11 protein-coding genes and 1 other annotated feature are annotated in these 14,853 nt (G+C 53.7%); all 11 genes read left to right on the top strand.

The window, feature by feature from the left end; translation table 11 throughout:
- Positions 1–11: 11 nt before the first annotated feature.
- The 11 genes from yihA (at position 12) to RSX24_RS19680 (ending at position 14,853) form a co-directional block, all read left to right on the top strand.
- Positions 12–656 (top strand): ribosome biogenesis GTP-binding protein YihA/YsxC, encoded by a 645-nt coding sequence (yihA, locus tag RSX24_RS19730; protein WP_236414427.1) that lies wholly within the window; start codon positions 12–14, stop codon positions 654–656.
- A 348-nt stretch (positions 657–1,004) separates the two neighbouring features.
- Positions 1,005–2,393: a glutamyl-tRNA reductase gene (hemA, locus tag RSX24_RS19725; protein WP_236414425.1), complete on the top strand. Its 1,389-nt coding sequence runs from the start codon at positions 1,005–1,007 to the stop codon at positions 2,391–2,393.
- Positions 2,394–2,407: 14 nt separating this feature from the next.
- Positions 2,408–3,235 carry a cytochrome c biogenesis protein CcsA gene (ccsA, locus tag RSX24_RS19720; RefSeq protein ID WP_438286864.1) on the top strand — a complete coding sequence of 276 codons (828 nt, stop codon included), beginning with the start codon at positions 2,408–2,410 and terminating at the stop codon, positions 3,233–3,235.
- A gap of 3 nt (positions 3,236–3,238) precedes the next feature.
- Positions 3,239–3,907, top strand: coding sequence for a precorrin-2 dehydrogenase/sirohydrochlorin ferrochelatase family protein (locus RSX24_RS19715; protein WP_343261594.1), 669 nt, complete (start codon positions 3,239–3,241; stop codon positions 3,905–3,907).
- Positions 3,894–4,847 carry a hydroxymethylbilane synthase gene (gene hemC / locus RSX24_RS19710; protein ID WP_236414423.1) on the top strand — a complete coding sequence of 318 codons (954 nt, stop codon included), beginning with the start codon at positions 3,894–3,896 and terminating at the stop codon, positions 4,845–4,847. Before RSX24_RS19715 ends, hemC begins: the two co-directional genes overlap by 14 nt.
- 4 nt (positions 4,848–4,851) lie before the next feature.
- Positions 4,852–6,414, top strand: a complete 1,563-nt coding sequence (cobA, locus tag RSX24_RS19705) for a uroporphyrinogen-III C-methyltransferase (protein ID WP_343261593.1) — start codon at positions 4,852–4,854, stop codon at positions 6,412–6,414.
- A 134-nt stretch (positions 6,415–6,548) separates the two neighbouring features.
- A complete protein-coding gene (gene hemB, locus RSX24_RS19700; RefSeq protein ID WP_236414421.1) occupies positions 6,549–7,550 on the top strand; it encodes a porphobilinogen synthase in 1,002 nt (333 codons plus the stop codon).
- Positions 7,551–7,694: 144 nt separating this feature from the next.
- Entirely contained in the window at positions 7,695–8,999 is a 1,305-nt protein-coding gene (gene hemL, locus RSX24_RS19695; RefSeq protein ID WP_236414420.1) for a glutamate-1-semialdehyde 2,1-aminomutase, read from the top strand.
- On the top strand, positions 8,996–9,904 hold the full coding sequence (locus RSX24_RS19690) for an RluA family pseudouridine synthase (protein WP_339274296.1): 909 nt from the start codon (positions 8,996–8,998) through the stop codon (positions 9,902–9,904). The genes hemL and RSX24_RS19690 overlap by 4 nt, the downstream gene beginning before the upstream one ends.
- Before the next feature lie 135 nt (positions 9,905–10,039).
- Entirely contained in the window at positions 10,040–11,608 is a 1,569-nt protein-coding gene (locus tag RSX24_RS19685; protein ID WP_343261592.1) for a LysM peptidoglycan-binding domain-containing protein, read from the top strand.
- Positions 11,609–11,844: 236 nt separating this feature from the next.
- Positions 11,845–12,129 (top strand) — a binding site (T-box leader).
- 57 nt (positions 12,130–12,186) lie between these two features.
- Positions 12,187–14,853: a valine--tRNA ligase gene (locus tag RSX24_RS19680; protein ID WP_236414416.1), complete on the top strand. Its 2,667-nt coding sequence runs from the start codon at positions 12,187–12,189 to the stop codon at positions 14,851–14,853.

Here is a 14,853-nt window from a genome sequence, read left to right as displayed (position 1 = left end):
ATCGAGCAGACATGAAAGTAAAGCATTCCGAATTTGTAATCAGCGCCGTGAGGCCTGAGCAGTATCCAGCCGACGGCTTGCCGGAAATCGCCTTGGCGGGGCGTTCAAATGTGGGCAAGTCATCCTTGATCAACCGCATGATCAGCCGCAAAAACCTGGCCCGTACAAGCGCAACGCCGGGGAAAACGCAGCAATTGAACTATTACCGGATCAACCAGGATCTTTATTTCGTCGATTTTCCGGGATACGGTTATGCAAAGGTGTCGAAGCAGCAGCGTTTTGCCTGGGGAAAAATGATGGAAAAGTACTTGCTGGAGCGTGATGAGCTCAAACTGGTCATGCAAATGGTGGACATGCGTCACGAGCCTTCCAAGGATGACGTCATGATGCATGAATGGCTGCGGCATCACGGCTTGCCCGTCGTGGTCGTGGCGACGAAGATGGACAAGATCCCCAAAACGCGCCGCCCCAAACACCTGAAGGTGATCAAGGAAGCGTTGGGCCTTCGTGCCGATGATCCGTTCGTGCCGTTTTCCTCTGAAGAAGGATGGGGAAAAGAAGAACTGTGGGCGATCATTGAAAGTTATGCCGGCATCGGCGAAACGCCGGCATCGGAGGAACAAACCGATCAACCGCAGGACGAAACCGAAGCTTGACACCTGAACGTGATGGGTCGACCTGCCATGATGCGAGCTTAATGACAAGGCTGCTTGATTTCAATGGATTTCAAGGAGAGTCGAATGCCAAAATGGCCATGGATTTTTCCGTGGCTATTGGCTTAAGCATGTTAAATCGGATGTGCGCGCATAACGCTGGAGATTTGTGAAACACTACCATTATTGGCATTGCAAGCGAAGCATGCTCATGGGGATTTCATAAACATTTCATAAAAACGCCCCTGTCAAGTCCATGATATGTGATATAATTAACTATGTTGATCCAAGATGGATGAAGATATGAAGAAAACACTATGATTGGAAATTTATTAGGCAGGTGAACTTGCAATGCACATCGTTGTCGTTGGTTTGAATTATCGCACGGCGCCTGTAGAGGTAAGGGAACGGTTCACGTTTGCAGAAAAAGATCTGTCCGAAGCGCTGAAGCAGCTCAAGCTGACCAAGAGTGTGTTGGAAGGTGTAATCGTGGCCACTTGCAACCGTACAGAGTTGTATGTCGTGGTAGACCGTCTTCACATGTGCGGTTATTTCATTCGCACTTTTATGGAACAGTGGTTCGGCGTTCCGCGCGAGGAATTTACGCAGCATTTATATATATATGAGGATGACCAGGCGATCCGCCATTTGTTCCGGGTCATTTGCGGCCTGGACTCCATGGTCATCGGAGAAACGCAAATTTTGGGTCAGGTCAAGCAAGCCTTCTTCAAAGCGCAAGAGGAGAAAGCGACGGGGACCTGGTTCAACATGCTGTTCAAACAGGCGGTTACGCTCGGCAAACGTGCGCATTCCGAAACGTCGATCGGCGAAAGCGCCGTTTCCGTCAGTTATGCGGCCGTTGAATTGGGCAAGCGGATTTTTGGCATGTTTACGGACAAGAAGGTGCTTATTCTCGGGGCCGGTAAAATGAGCGAGCTGACCGTTAAGCATTTGTACGCGAGTGGAGCTTCCGAGGTGATTGTCGCTAACCGGACGCTGGCGCGGGCCGAGGAGCTCGCAGCCAAATTCCGGGGGACGCCGTGCACCGTGGAAGAGGCGCTGGACAGGTTGCATGAAGTGGACATCGTGATCAGTTCGACAGGAGCTGATCGCTACGTTTTGGACGCATCAGTCGTGAGGGAGAGCATGAAACACCGTCAATCCCGTCCGTTGTTCCTGATCGACATTGCGGTTCCCCGCGATATCGATCCGGCCATTGGAGAGCTGTCCAACGTATTTTTGTACGATATCGACGACCTTGAAGGGATCGTGGAAAGCAATCTGGAGATGCGCAAAGCGGAAGCGGCGAAGATCGAGAAAATGATCGAGTTGGACATGGAAGATTATTATCATTGGCTCAAAACGTTGGGTGTTCGTCCGGTCATTCGTGCGCTGCAGGAGAAGGGGGCTTCCATCCATGAAGAAACGATGGAGAGCCTGTTCAACAAGCTGCCCGAGCTGGATGAGCACCAGCGCAAGGTCATTCGCCGACTGACCAAAAGCATCGTCAACCAGATGACCACGGATCCGATTAACCGGATCAAGGAAATGGCGGGAACAAAGCAGGGCGATGACGCCTTGCGCATGTTCACCCAAATTTTTGCCTTGGAAGATGCCGTGGAGACTGCTGCTGAGAAGGTGGATCAAAGCGACGCCTCCGCATTGCGCAAATCGGGTTCTGTACGCATGAACGACTCGCGGCAAGGCGCAATGACAACATATGCTCCGGCAAGTGTATAAGGCGGGTGGACGGCTTGACCCTTGCTGAACAAATTTATGAAGCTCTGATTTACATGTATGCCCTGAGCCTTCTGTTCTATTTCTCGGATTGCATTCGACGCAATGTGGGGGCGAAGCGGACGGGCTTGGGGTTTCTTATCGTTGTATGGTTGCTCCAGGTAACGCATATCGTGATGCGTATGTGGACCGAGGGGCATTTTCCCATTTATACGACCTTTGATTTTCTTTGCATCTTTTCGTTCAGCCTTGTATTGATGTCTTTGGCGATGACCCGGATTCCGCGTTCGGAATTTGCGATCCTGCTGCTGAACATCGTTGGATTTGCGGTCACCGTCCTGAACAGATTGTGGTTTACGGCCGGCGAAATTTCGCTCCATAATTGGCAAACGGTACACGGTCTGTTGATTATGCACATTACGCTTGCCAATCTGGGGTTTGCGGCTTTGACCGTAGCTGCCGTGTTTGCGTTGCTTTACATCTTCCTGCATCGCAAGCTGAAAAGCAAAAAATGGAATGAAACGATGCGTCGTTTGCCCAGTCTTGAAGTGATCAGCAAAACCATGGATGGAGCCACACTGATCGGAACGCCGCTCTTAGGTGTATCGGTCGTGCTGGCCGTGTTGTCCATCGTGGCGGAAACCCGCTGGATGCTGCTGCTGGATTTGAAGGTGTTGGCCACCGGCCTGGCCATCGCGATCTATATCGGGTATTTTATCTCCAAAAGAAGAAAGCAGTTCTCCGCGATCGTTATGGCAAGATGGACGCTGATCGGTTATGGTTTGGTCATCATAAGCTTTTTATCCAATGCATATTCGGCATTTCATCGTTGGACGGGAGAGTGAATCATGGAGTGTTACACGCCGCTCTTTGTAGATGCAGCCGGGAAGACCTGCTGCGTAATCGGCGGAGGCCGCGTTGCTGAGCGGAAGGTCAGAGGACTTCTGAATACGGGGGCCAAAATTAAAGTCATTAGTCCGGACGCGACGCCGGAATTGAAACAATTGCATCAGGATTCCCGAATCGAATGGATGGCCCGGGCCTACCGCAACGGAGATTTGCGGGGGGCCTTTCTCGTATATGCGGCTACAGACCGGGAAGACGTCAACTTGTCCGTGGTCAAGGAGGCAATGGCTGAAAATATTTTGGTCAACGATGCGATGTCATCCGAACGGAGTACATTCACCACCCCGAGCGTGGTCAGACGGGGGAGAATGAGCATTGCTATTTCCACTGCCGGAGCAGGTCCGGCCGCAGCTGCGGCAATCCGTGCCACGTTGGAAGAGCAGTTCGGCGATGAATACGAAACATATATCGAATTCCTTCATCGGATGCGCAAGGAAGTGAAGGCGCGTGTGCCATCTCCCCGGAAACGGGCGATCTTGCTGCGAAGCTTGACCGAGATGAATCTACTGGAGGACATTCGTTCCGGCCAGTTCAAGTGGTGGACGGAAGAAGAAATCGGGAGCTGGATATCCCGTAATTCAGGAGGGGACGTAGAACATGAGAACCATTAAAGTGGGAAGCAGGCAAAGTGCCTTGGCATTGACCCAAACGGGTCACGTCATCGACGATTTGCGCAGCATAAGCAAACGCGAGGGGCTGGAGTTCGATTTTGAGGTCCATAAGATCGTCACCAAAGGGGACCTTATTCTGGATGTAACACTCTCCAAGGTTGGCGGCAAAGGCCTCTTCGTCAAAGAAATCGAACAGGCCATGCTGGATCATACGATCGACATGGCGGTGCACAGCATGAAAGACATGCCGTCAGAATTGCCGGAAGGACTCATCAACGGGGCGGTTCCCCGTCGCGTCGATCCCCGGGATGCGCTGATTTCAGGCAAAGGTCTTACACTGGATCAGCTGCCCGAAGGCGCGCGGGTCGGCACAAGCAGCCTGCGGCGTTCCAGCCAGATCAAAGCCTACCGTCCTGACCTTCAGCTGGAATCGCTGCGCGGAAATATCGATTCCCGCCTGCGCAAGCTGGAGACCGAAGGTTTGGATGCCATCATTTTGGCGGCGGCAGGATTGCACCGGATGGGCTGGCAGGATCGCATTACCGAATATCTGAACGAGGGGCAGTCGCTTCCGGCTGTAGGACAAGGTGCGCTGGGCATCGAGTGCCGTGAGGACGACGCGGAGCTTCGCCACTTGCTGAGTCTTTATAACGATCAGGAGACAGCGCTGCCGGTAATGGCCGAGCGACGGTTTCTCAGCGTGCTGAACGGTGGATGCCAGGTTCCGATCGGTGCACATGCCGTCTGGACGAAACAAGAAGTGGATTCCCCCGATGGACAAAACACGTTACAATTAACGGGAATGGTCGGTACGCCGGATGGCGGACTGATTTTGAAGGAGACTCTTACCGGCAAGGACCCGGTTCGCCTCGGAGAAGAAGTGGCCTGGAGACTGATTGAACGGGGAGCAGAGCAGATACTGGCAGAAGTTAGGGGATGAGGATATGGTGGGAAAGGTGTTTTTGGTTGGTGCTGGTCCAGGGGACGCAAAGCTGATCACGGTAAAAGGATGGGAATCCATCGGCAAGGCGGATGCGGTTGTTTATGATCGTTTGGCCAGTCCGCGATTGCTCAAGCTGATGAAGCCTGGCGCAGTTAAAATATATGTGGGCAAACGGCCGGACAGACACACGATGAAGCAGGAAGAGATCAACCAGCTGCTTGTCGATCTTGCACTTGAAGGCAAAGTTGTGGTCCGCCTTAAAGGCGGAGATCCCACAATATTCGGACGGGTAGGCGAAGAAGCCGATTTGCTGCGCAAAAACGGCGTTCCTTACGAAATCGTACCTGGCGTAACCGCAGCGATTAGCGTGCCTGCGTATGCAGGCATTCCTGTGACCCATCGCGATTACGCCTCATCCATCTCCATCATTACGGGCCATGAAAGCCCGGACAAGCTGGACCGGAGCATTCATTGGGATAAAGTGACGAACGCTACGGGTACCCTGGTATTTATGATGGGCGTAGCGAAAATTGGTTATATCAGCGAGCAGCTCATCAAACACGGCCGACCGCCGGAAACGCCGGTAGCGCTGGTGCGTTGGGGGACAAGGGCCGAGCAGGACACGCTCACGGGTACGCTGGCGGACATTGAGGCCAAAGTGCTCGCTGCCGATTTCCAGCCGCCGGCAGTCATCGTCGTTGGTGATGTCGTCAAGCAGCGGGAACAATTGAAGTGGGCGGAATTCATGCCGCTCTTTGGCAAGCGGATTCTGGTAACCCGGGCGCGCAGCCAGGCGAGCGAACTGGTGAACCGCATCGAAGAGCTTGGCGGGGAGCCTTATGAGTTCCCGGTCATCGAAACGGTGATGCCAACGAACGAGGCTGCTTTACATGGCGTAGAGCAAGCCTTTCATCAGCTGGATGCTTATGATTGGGTGTTTTTTACGAGTGTTAACGGCGTCGAATTTTTCTTCCGCCATTTGGAGCAGCAGGGCAAAGACATTCGTTCCATGTACAAAGCGAGAATTGCTGCGGTAGGCCCGTCCACGGCGGAAGCCTTGCGCAAACGCGGCATTGCTGCCGAGCTGATTCCCGGACCGTTCCAGGCCGAAGGCATGCTTGACGCCTATGAAAGCGAACTGATCCAGGGGCAAAAAGTACTGCTTCCGCACGGCGACCTCGCCAGGTCGTGGCTGCCCGAGCAGCTGCGGGAACGTGGGCTTGAGGTCACCGAGGCGATTATCTACGATACGGTGCTTGCGGGCGAGAACGACGACGAGCTGCTGAAGCTGCTTGAAGAAGGCGGAATTCATGCGGTGACGTTCACCAGTTCTTCCACCGTGACGAACTTTATGGAAATGTTAAAGCGCATGGGGTTGTCCGATCCGCTGCCGCTGCTGAAAAACGTGGAAATTGCGTGCATTGGGCCGGTTACAGCCAAAACGGCCGAGAAGGCCGGATTGCATGTAACGATGATGGCGAAAGAAGCGACGATGGAGAGCCTGATTTCGGCACTGTGCGAGTGGCAAAGAAAGCCTGTACTTGCAGGCAAGGATTCACGTTGATCGGGTGTTAATGAACTGAACCGAAGAGTGCGATCATTGCAAGGTTGCGCTTACGACAGAAGCGTGCTGATTTCGATATGAACCCGGCGCGCTTCCCTTTTTGCATGAACATATTTTAAGGGAGGCATTACGTTATGAGTTTTCCGATTGTACGTCATCGCCGTTTGCGCCAGTCAGCGGGCATTCGCAATATGGTGAGAGAAACACATCTGTCGGTGGATGATTTCATCCAGCCGATTTACGTTATTTATGGAGAGAACGTCAAATCCGAGATCAAATCGATGCCCGGCGTATTCCGGTTCTCGTTGGACCGACTTAAGGAAGAGGTCACCGAAATTGTTGAACTTGGAATCCCGGCCGTCTTATTGTTCGGCATTCCGGAAACGAAGGATAGTGTAGGCACTTCCGGTTTCGCCGATGACGGCATCGTGCAGGAAGCGACGCGTTTGATCAAATCCTGGTATCCCGAACTGATCGTTGTAGCGGATACCTGCCTGTGCGAATATACCGATCACGGCCACTGCGGCATGGTGCATACCACCGAAGTGGACGGGCATGTATGCGGCGATGTGATGAATGATGAATCGCTGGAGCTGTTGGTCAAAACCGCGGTATCCCAAGCGAAGGCGGGGGCGGATATCATCGCACCTTCCAACATGATGGACGGTTTCGTGCAAGCCATCCGGGCGGGACTGGACGAAAATGGCTTCAGCCATATTCCGATTATGTCCTATTCCGTCAAATACGCCTCCGCCTTCTACGGTCCGTTCCGTGAGGCTGCCGATTCCACGCCGCAATTCGGGGACCGCAAATCATATCAGATGGACCCGGCTAACGTTCGGGAAGCCATTCGCGAAGCGGAGACAGATGTACTCGAAGGCGCTGATATGCTGATGGTGAAGCCATCCCTTTCCTACCTGGACGTCATGCGCACGATCAAGGATCAATTCGACTTGCCGCTGGTTGCTTATAATGTGAGCGGTGAATACGCGATGGTCAAAGCGGCTGCGATGCAAGGTTGGATCGATGAGAAAAAAGTGGCCATGGAAATCCTGCTCAGCATGAAACGTGCCGGCGCGGACATGATCATAACGTATCATGGCAAGGACGCTTGCCGCTGGCTTGCCGAGAAATAAACGGTTAGACCATATAAGCATCATGGACATGGCACCCGAGCCATTACTCCATCGTTAAATAGCAAATTGATGTTGAAGTTTCCATCCGGCTGTCGGTACTTGATTGTATGGACAGCCGGAGGATAATCCAAAGGAGGATGTTCAATGACCGCACAACAAGGAAGCCGTCGGAACGACGAGCGCTCCCGCAGCGCATTTGAGGAAGCCAAGCAGTACATACCCGGTGGAGTGAACAGTCCGGTTCGCGCATTCAAATCGGTTGGATTGACGCCAATCTATGCAGAGCGCGGCGAAGGCTCCAAAATCTACGATATCGACGGGAACGAATTCATCGATTATGTCGCTTCCTGGGGACCGCTGATTATGGGGCATGCCCATCCCGATGTTGTGGAAGCTTTGCGCGAGACTGCCCTGAAAGGGACGAGCTTTGGGGCTCCAACGCTCATCGAGACGGAAATGGCCAAGCTCGTGTGCGAGCGCGTACCTTCGATCGACATCGTGCGCATGGTCAATTCGGGTACGGAAGCGACGATGAGTGCGATCCGCTTGGCTCGCGGCGTGACCGGCCGCAGCAAAATTTTGAAATTCGAGGGCTCCTATCACGGACATGCGGACAGCCTGCTGATCAAAGCCGGATCGGGCGTGGCCACGCTTGGATTGCCGGATAGCCCTGGCGTGCCCGAAGGTGTAGCAAGCAATACGATTACGGTTCCGTACAATGATCTGGAATCCGTAAGCCTGGCATTCGAGCGTTATGGTGAGGAGCTTGCCGCCGTGATCGTGGAGCCCGTGGCCGGAAACATGGGTGTTGTGCCGCCGCTACCGGGATTTCTTGAAGGGCTGCGCAGCCTGACGGAACAATACGGCAGTTTGCTTATTTTCGATGAAGTGATGACAGGCTTCCGGGTTGGCCTGAACTGTGCCCAAGGACGCTTTGGGGTAACGCCTGACCTGACTTGTCTCGGCAAAGTGATTGGCGGCGGTTTGCCTGTTGGTGCCTACGGCGGCAGACGGGACCTGATGGAGCAGATCGCGCCGACCGGACCGATCTACCAGGCCGGAACGCTTAGCGGCAATCCGCTTGCGATGACTGCCGGATATACAACTTTGAAGCTGCTTACGCCCGAAGTTTATGATCGGCTTGAAACGCTATCTGCACGCCTGCAGTCCGGATTCGAGCAAAATGCGGCGGAAGCCGGCATTCCGGTCACGATCAACCGGGTCGGCTCCATGGTCTGCCCGTTCTTTACGGGGACTCCGGTGACGAGCTATGACATAGCCAAAGAAAGCAATCTGGATCATTTCCGTCGCTACTTTGCATCCATGATCGATCAAGGTGTCAGTGTGGCACCGTCCCAGTTTGAGGGCATGTTCGTATCGGGCGTCCACACGGAACAAGACATCGACGACACGATCGAGGCAAACCGCAAGGCATTGCAATCGCTATGAGCATAACAAGTTGGAAACGCCGCGGGGATTGGCTTGAGCTGACGCCGGGAAAAAAAGTAACGGGCAGTGCTGACAGACAAGCTGCAGCCGAGCAGTGGCTGCTCTCGGAGCTTGGCATGCCCGACAAAATGCTCCGCCAGCTCAAGGCGACAGGCGGCATACAACTGGCAGGGGACCGGCTAAGGCTGGCCCTTTTTGCTTCTCTTCCCCTGGACGTGGAGCCGCGCTGGGCAGATATTGACGTATTATACGAGGATGATTTTTGCCTTGTGGTACACAAGCCGGCAGGCATGAAGCTGCATTCGGACGGCAGCCGCGAGGACCGGGCGGTCACTCTGGATCATGCCGTGGCAGCTTACTATGAGATGAACGGGATACAAACCCGCGTGCGCCACATTCATCGTTTGGACGAGGATACGACAGGTCCGGTTTTGTACGCCAAAAACGCATTTGCTTTAGCCAAGCTGGACGAAGCCATGCGCCGCAAGGAGATCGACCGGCAATATGTTGCCATTGCAGGAGGCAAGATTCCGGGGCGGCTGAAAATCATTGATGCACCGATCGGCAAAGACAGGCATCACAAACAGCGAAGGCGCGTGTCCGATGGGGGACAGGAGGCGATTACCCGTGTGCAGGTTGTAGAGGTATGGGAAAACGCAACGCTTGTGCGGTTAAAGCTGGAAACGGGACGCACCCACCAGATTCGGGTGCACATGGCTCACGTCGGTCATCCCCTTGTCGGGGACGTGTTATACGGAGGCCGGAAAGAACAGATCGGCCGACAAGCGCTTCACGGGGAAAGGCTGACTTTTGCGCACCCGCTGACGGGAGCTAAGGTGGAGGTCGCCGATCCGTGGCCGTCCGATTTCGAACAGTTGGCCAAGCGGGAGGGCCAGGACCATTAAAACATAAGGTTTGAGGAAAAGGTGGCATGCTTATCTCATGCAGGGCATATAGATGGGGTAATGAAACATTTGGACCATGCATCAGTCCCATGAGAAGGATTATGGTGAACATATGCCGAAAGGAGGACGCCACCTTTGCTGAATCAACCATATGGTTTGCGGTTCGATATTTATGAGCGCGTTCATTTGTCAGAGGGAGTCCCTGCGATTGAGGAACTGGAGGAAATTGAGCTTTTTCCGCGCATTCAGGTGATCGGTCAGGAAGATTACGCGACACTTAGGGGGCATTTGCTGCTAACGGGGGCTTATAGGGGAGAGAATGACTATTCCGAAGAGTTGAAACATTTCATTCCTGTTGAAATCACGGTTCCGCTCAACCGGGTTCGGTCCCTTGATGATATTTCGATCGAAATTGAAAACTTTGATGTTGATCTGTTATCGGAGCGAAGCTTGAACATTACCGGCGTGTTGTCGCTTCGGGGCATTCAGGGTTTTGCGGCGGAGGAGAACCAAGGGTGGCCGGCAGACGAGTTCACAGTCGTTCATTCGCCGGAGCTGCCGCAGGATGGCTTCGAAACGGAACCGGAGCAACCTGATAGCGAAATAAACGTTCACGCCCAGGAATATCTGCTGCAGCGAAGCGAAGAGGAGAGGCTTATTGGAGCGCCCAAACTGGACGAGGCGGCTAGGGGGCTTCTATACCAGCCTGAAGCGGACAATGCCTTTCGTTTGGACGATTCGTTAGAGCCTGAAACGATCAACGGTCCTGTTTCCGGGCAGGTTCCGGCGGAGCAACCTCAACTCCTTGCGCAGGAGGCAACCGAGCGTGAGCCGGGAGTGGTGGAAGAGGCGGAAGCAAACGAGGCGGCTGAAGCGAACGGAGCAGCCCATCTATCCTTCTTTGGAGCGGCATATTCCGAGCCGATCGATACGGCTTCGGACCCGGACGCTAATACGGATGTCGAAGAAAGAACCGCTGCGGATGCCGCGAAGGTACCGGCTCCACCGGAACCTGAACCAAGCTTGCCTGCATGGCATGCACTTTCGGCATCGTCATTGCCGGAACATGCAAACCAGGAGCGGGAAGCTCAGGAATCTCGTCAATCCCGTGAAGCCTTTGCGAACCCATGGACCCTTGGAGAAACAAGATCCGCTCCAACGCAGGAAGAACAGAAGGAAGAGTCGGCAGGAGGGGAAAACTGGCAGGACGTGTTTGCCGCTTCTGAAGCGGTTGTTCCTGCAAAGGAACGCGAGTCTAATGAGGTGCAGCTGGCTGATCCCCCGGCAGAAACTCCATCGGCGATTCCCGAACCCGTGGCAGAAACGGAAGACAAGCCGGAACTCAAGGTGGCTTTTGGCAGCAAACGGGAGACGCGTCCGCCCCAGGAGGATGGGTTTGGCATTTCATCTTTGATTTCGGGCAAAGGCACGAGAGAGGCAGAGGAGGAGCGCCCCAATGAGGCGGCTGCAGAAACGTCGCGGGAACCGTCTGCTGCTTCGGAAGAGGTGCAGTGGAAAAACCTGTTTTTGGGTTCGCTCGTAGAGCAGACGCCTTTCCGAAAGGTGAAAATGTGCATCGTTCAACGGGAAGAAACGCTGGATACCATCGCCGACCGCTATCAATTGACGACGAGGGAATTGCAGTTGTATAACCGCCTCTCCGAACAGGTCGTCGAAGAGGGTCAGGTCCTTTACATCCCTTGAATGGCAATGCCGTTAAGGGTTTGTTCTGGAATCAAAAACAAGCCTGTTTCACCCGTGATCCGTTTGGATTGCGGGTTTTTGCCATTGGTATGCCGCAAAACGCATGGCAGGGACGTGAATCAGCGGTTGCCAGGTTGACTATCGGGCACGGGCAAGGTATGATGTGTTTAGGTTTTTTCCTAACATCCGCGAATGGCGGGTGTTTGGTTATTTCATTAGCCTCATGGGAATTTTAAGGAAAGACGAAGATCGGGAGTAGTAGACAGTATGACCTTTCAGAGAGCGGGATTGCAGCGCTGAAAAATTCCGCAGGAACCAGCTGATCGAAGTCGCCCGGGAGTTGCCTGTTTGAACGCGGGAGTTCGTGAAGCGGCATGAGCTTCATCCCTGCTTGATAGAATGGGCCGGTAGCAGCCGTTATCTGCTTAAAGTGTCACGCGAAGCCTCAAGGATGCTCTGTCTTGGTCTGTGCTTGCGTGAAACAAAGGTGGTACCGCGAAAGCTAACCTTTCGTCCTTTGAGGGATGAAAGGTTTTTTTGTTTTTTGGCGAAGATGATGAGTAACGGAGGAATGACAAATGACGGAACAAAACAAGTCAGCCGCAACCGAAATGCCGACGACATATGACCCGAAGGCTGCGGAGCAAAAATGGTATCAGACCTGGATCGAGCGAGGATATTTTCAAGCAGGACAGCGCAAAGACGCTGAGCCTTTTACCATCGTAATTCCGCCGCCGAACGTAACCGGCATGCTGCATATCGGGCACGCGCTCGACTTTACGCTGCAGGACATCCTGATCCGTACCAAACGGATGCAAGGTTACGATGCGCTGTGGCTGCCGGGATCGGACCATGCGGGAATCGCGACTCAGACCAAAGTGGAACAAAAGCTTCGGGAAGAAGGACTGACCCGCTACGATCTCGGCCGTGAGAAATTCCTGGATCGCGTTTGGGACTGGAAGGAACAATATGCAACGACGATTCGCGAGCAATGGGGCAAAATGGGCCTGTCGCTGGACTACTCCCGCGAGCGTTTTACACTGGACGAAGGTTTGTCCAAAGCGGTGCGCAAAGTGTTTGTGCAGCTGTACGAGAAAGGTCTGATTTACCGCGGCAAAAAGATCATTAACTGGGATCCGGTGAACCGGACGGCGTTGTCCGACATCGAGGTTGAATATAAAGAGGTTCAGGGCCACCTGTACCATTTGCAATACCCGCTCAAGGACGGAAGCGGCCATATTACCGTGGCAACGACGCGTCCGGAAACGATGCTTGGCGACACGGCCGTAGCCGTGCATCCCAAAGACGAACGTTATGCCGACATGATTGGCAAAACGCTCGTGCTGCCGATCATCGGCCGCGAAATCCCGATTATTGCGGACGAGTACGTCGACAAAGAGTTCGGAAGCGGTGCCGTTAAAATTACGCCTGCGCATGACCCGAACGACTTCGAAGTCGGTTTGCGCCACGATCTGCCGCAAATTATCGTCATGGATGAAACGGGAACGATGAATGCCGAAGCAGGCAAGTATCAAGGCATGGATCGCAGCGACTGCCGCAAACAAATTGTTGCAGACCTGAAAGAGCTGGGCGTGCTGATCAACATTGAGGACCATGTCCATCAGGTTGGCCACAGCGAACGTACGGGGGCCGTAATCGAGCCTTATCTGTCCACGCAGTGGTTCGTTGAAATGAAGCCGCTCGCCGAAAGAGCCATCAAGAAACAGCAAGAAGGCGACGGCGTACGCTTTGTGCCGGAACGTTTCGAGAAAACCTATTTGAACTGGATCGAGAACGTTCGCGATTGGTGTATTTCCCGCCAACTGTGGTGGGGTCACCGGATTCCTGCCTGGTATGACGACGAAACTGGCGAAATTATCGTCTCCGCCGAAGATCCGACAACGCTCCCTGAATATGCGGGCCGCAACCTGAGACAAGACGAGGATGTGCTCGATACGTGGTTCAGCTCCGCGCTGTGGCCGTTCTCCACGCTCGGATGGCCGGAAGATACGGACGACCTGAAACGTTACTACCCGACCAGCGTGCTTGTAACGGGTTATGACATCATTTATTTCTGGGTTGCGCGCATGATTTTCACTGCGCTGGAATTCACGGACGAAATTCCGTTCAAGGACGTACTCATGCACGGATTGGTGCGTGATTCGGAAGGACGCAAAATGTCCAAGTCGCTTGGCAACGGGGTTGATCCGCTCGACGTTATCGAGAAATACGGCGCGGATGCCATGCGTTACATGATCTCGACGAGCAGCACGCCGGGGCAAGATTTGCGTTTCCGCTGGGAACGCGTGGAGCAGGCCCGCAACTTTGCGAACAAAATCTGGAATGCATCCCGCTTTGCCCTGATGAACCTGGAAGGCTTCACTATCGAGGATCGCGACATTTCCGGCGAGCTTGGGACCGCGGATTATTGGATTTTGCACCGTCTGAACGAAACTTCCCGTGACATTACGCGTCTAATCGAAGCGTATGAATTTGGCGAAACCGGTCGTCTCCTCTACAACTTCATCTGGGACGATCTGTGCGACTGGTACATCGAATTTGCAAAATTGTCCTTTTACGGCGAAGATCCTGTGGCGAAAAAGAAAACCCAATCCGTATTGGCTTATGTGCTCGATCAGACCATGCGCCTGATTCATCCGTTCATGCCTTACATCTCCGAAGAGATTTGGCAGCATCTGCCGCATGAAGGCGAGACGATTACGCTGGCTGCTTGGCCGACGTATGACCCGGCCATGGAAAACCCGGAAGCCGTTGCCGAAATGAACCTGCTGATGGATACGATCCGTGCGGTACGGAACATTCGCGCCGAAGTCAACGTGCCGATGAGCAAAAAAGTCGAATTGCTGATCAAAGCCAATAGCGCCGAGGCCAACAGCATCATCGAACGCAACAGCCATTTCATCAAACGTTTCTGCAACACGTCCGAATTCGACAGCGGTCTGAACCTCAGCTCTCCGGACAAAGCGATGACGGCAGTCATCACAGGCGCCGAATTGTATTTGCCGCTGGCGGGACTGATCGATATCGAGCAGGAAGTTGCCCGTTTGGAGAAAGAACTGCAGAATCTGGAAAACGAAGTGTCGCGCGTAGAGAAAAAGCTGGCGAACGAAGGCTTCGTATCCAAGGCTCCTGCCAAGGTTATTGAAGAAGAACGCGCCAAAATGGCCGATTATTCGGACAAACGGGATAAAGTCATTGCCCGGATCAATGAACTGAAGGCGTAA

Source organism: Paenibacillus hubeiensis (genome assembly GCF_032334105.1).
Lineage (GTDB): Bacteria > Bacillota > Bacilli > Paenibacillales > Paenibacillaceae > Paenibacillus > Paenibacillus hubeiensis.
Note: the sequence above shows the minus strand (reverse complement) of the source record. Positions and strands in the feature narration are given on the sequence as shown.

What these genes read in the sequence shown, in the direction of transcription:
- cobA (WP_343261593.1), top strand. Translation starts at nt 4,852, where the DNA reads ATGGTGGGAAAGGTGTTTTTGGTTGGTGCTGGTCCAGGGGACGCAAAG.
- RSX24_RS19715 (WP_343261594.1), top strand. Translation starts at nt 3,239, where the DNA reads ATGGAGTGTTACACGCCGCTCTTTGTAGATGCAGCCGGGAAGACCTGC.
- yihA (WP_236414427.1), top strand. Translation starts at nt 12, where the DNA reads ATGAAAGTAAAGCATTCCGAATTTGTAATCAGCGCCGTGAGGCCTGAG.
- hemB (WP_236414421.1), top strand. Translation starts at nt 6,549, where the DNA reads ATGAGTTTTCCGATTGTACGTCATCGCCGTTTGCGCCAGTCAGCGGGC.
- hemL (WP_236414420.1), top strand. Translation starts at nt 7,695, where the DNA reads ATGACCGCACAACAAGGAAGCCGTCGGAACGACGAGCGCTCCCGCAGC.
- RSX24_RS19690 (WP_339274296.1), top strand. Translation starts at nt 8,996, where the DNA reads ATGAGCATAACAAGTTGGAAACGCCGCGGGGATTGGCTTGAGCTGACG.
- RSX24_RS19680 (WP_236414416.1), top strand. Translation starts at nt 12,187, where the DNA reads ATGACGGAACAAAACAAGTCAGCCGCAACCGAAATGCCGACGACATAT.
- hemC (WP_236414423.1), top strand. Translation starts at nt 3,894, where the DNA reads ATGAGAACCATTAAAGTGGGAAGCAGGCAAAGTGCCTTGGCATTGACC.
- hemA (WP_236414425.1), top strand. Translation starts at nt 1,005, where the DNA reads ATGCACATCGTTGTCGTTGGTTTGAATTATCGCACGGCGCCTGTAGAG.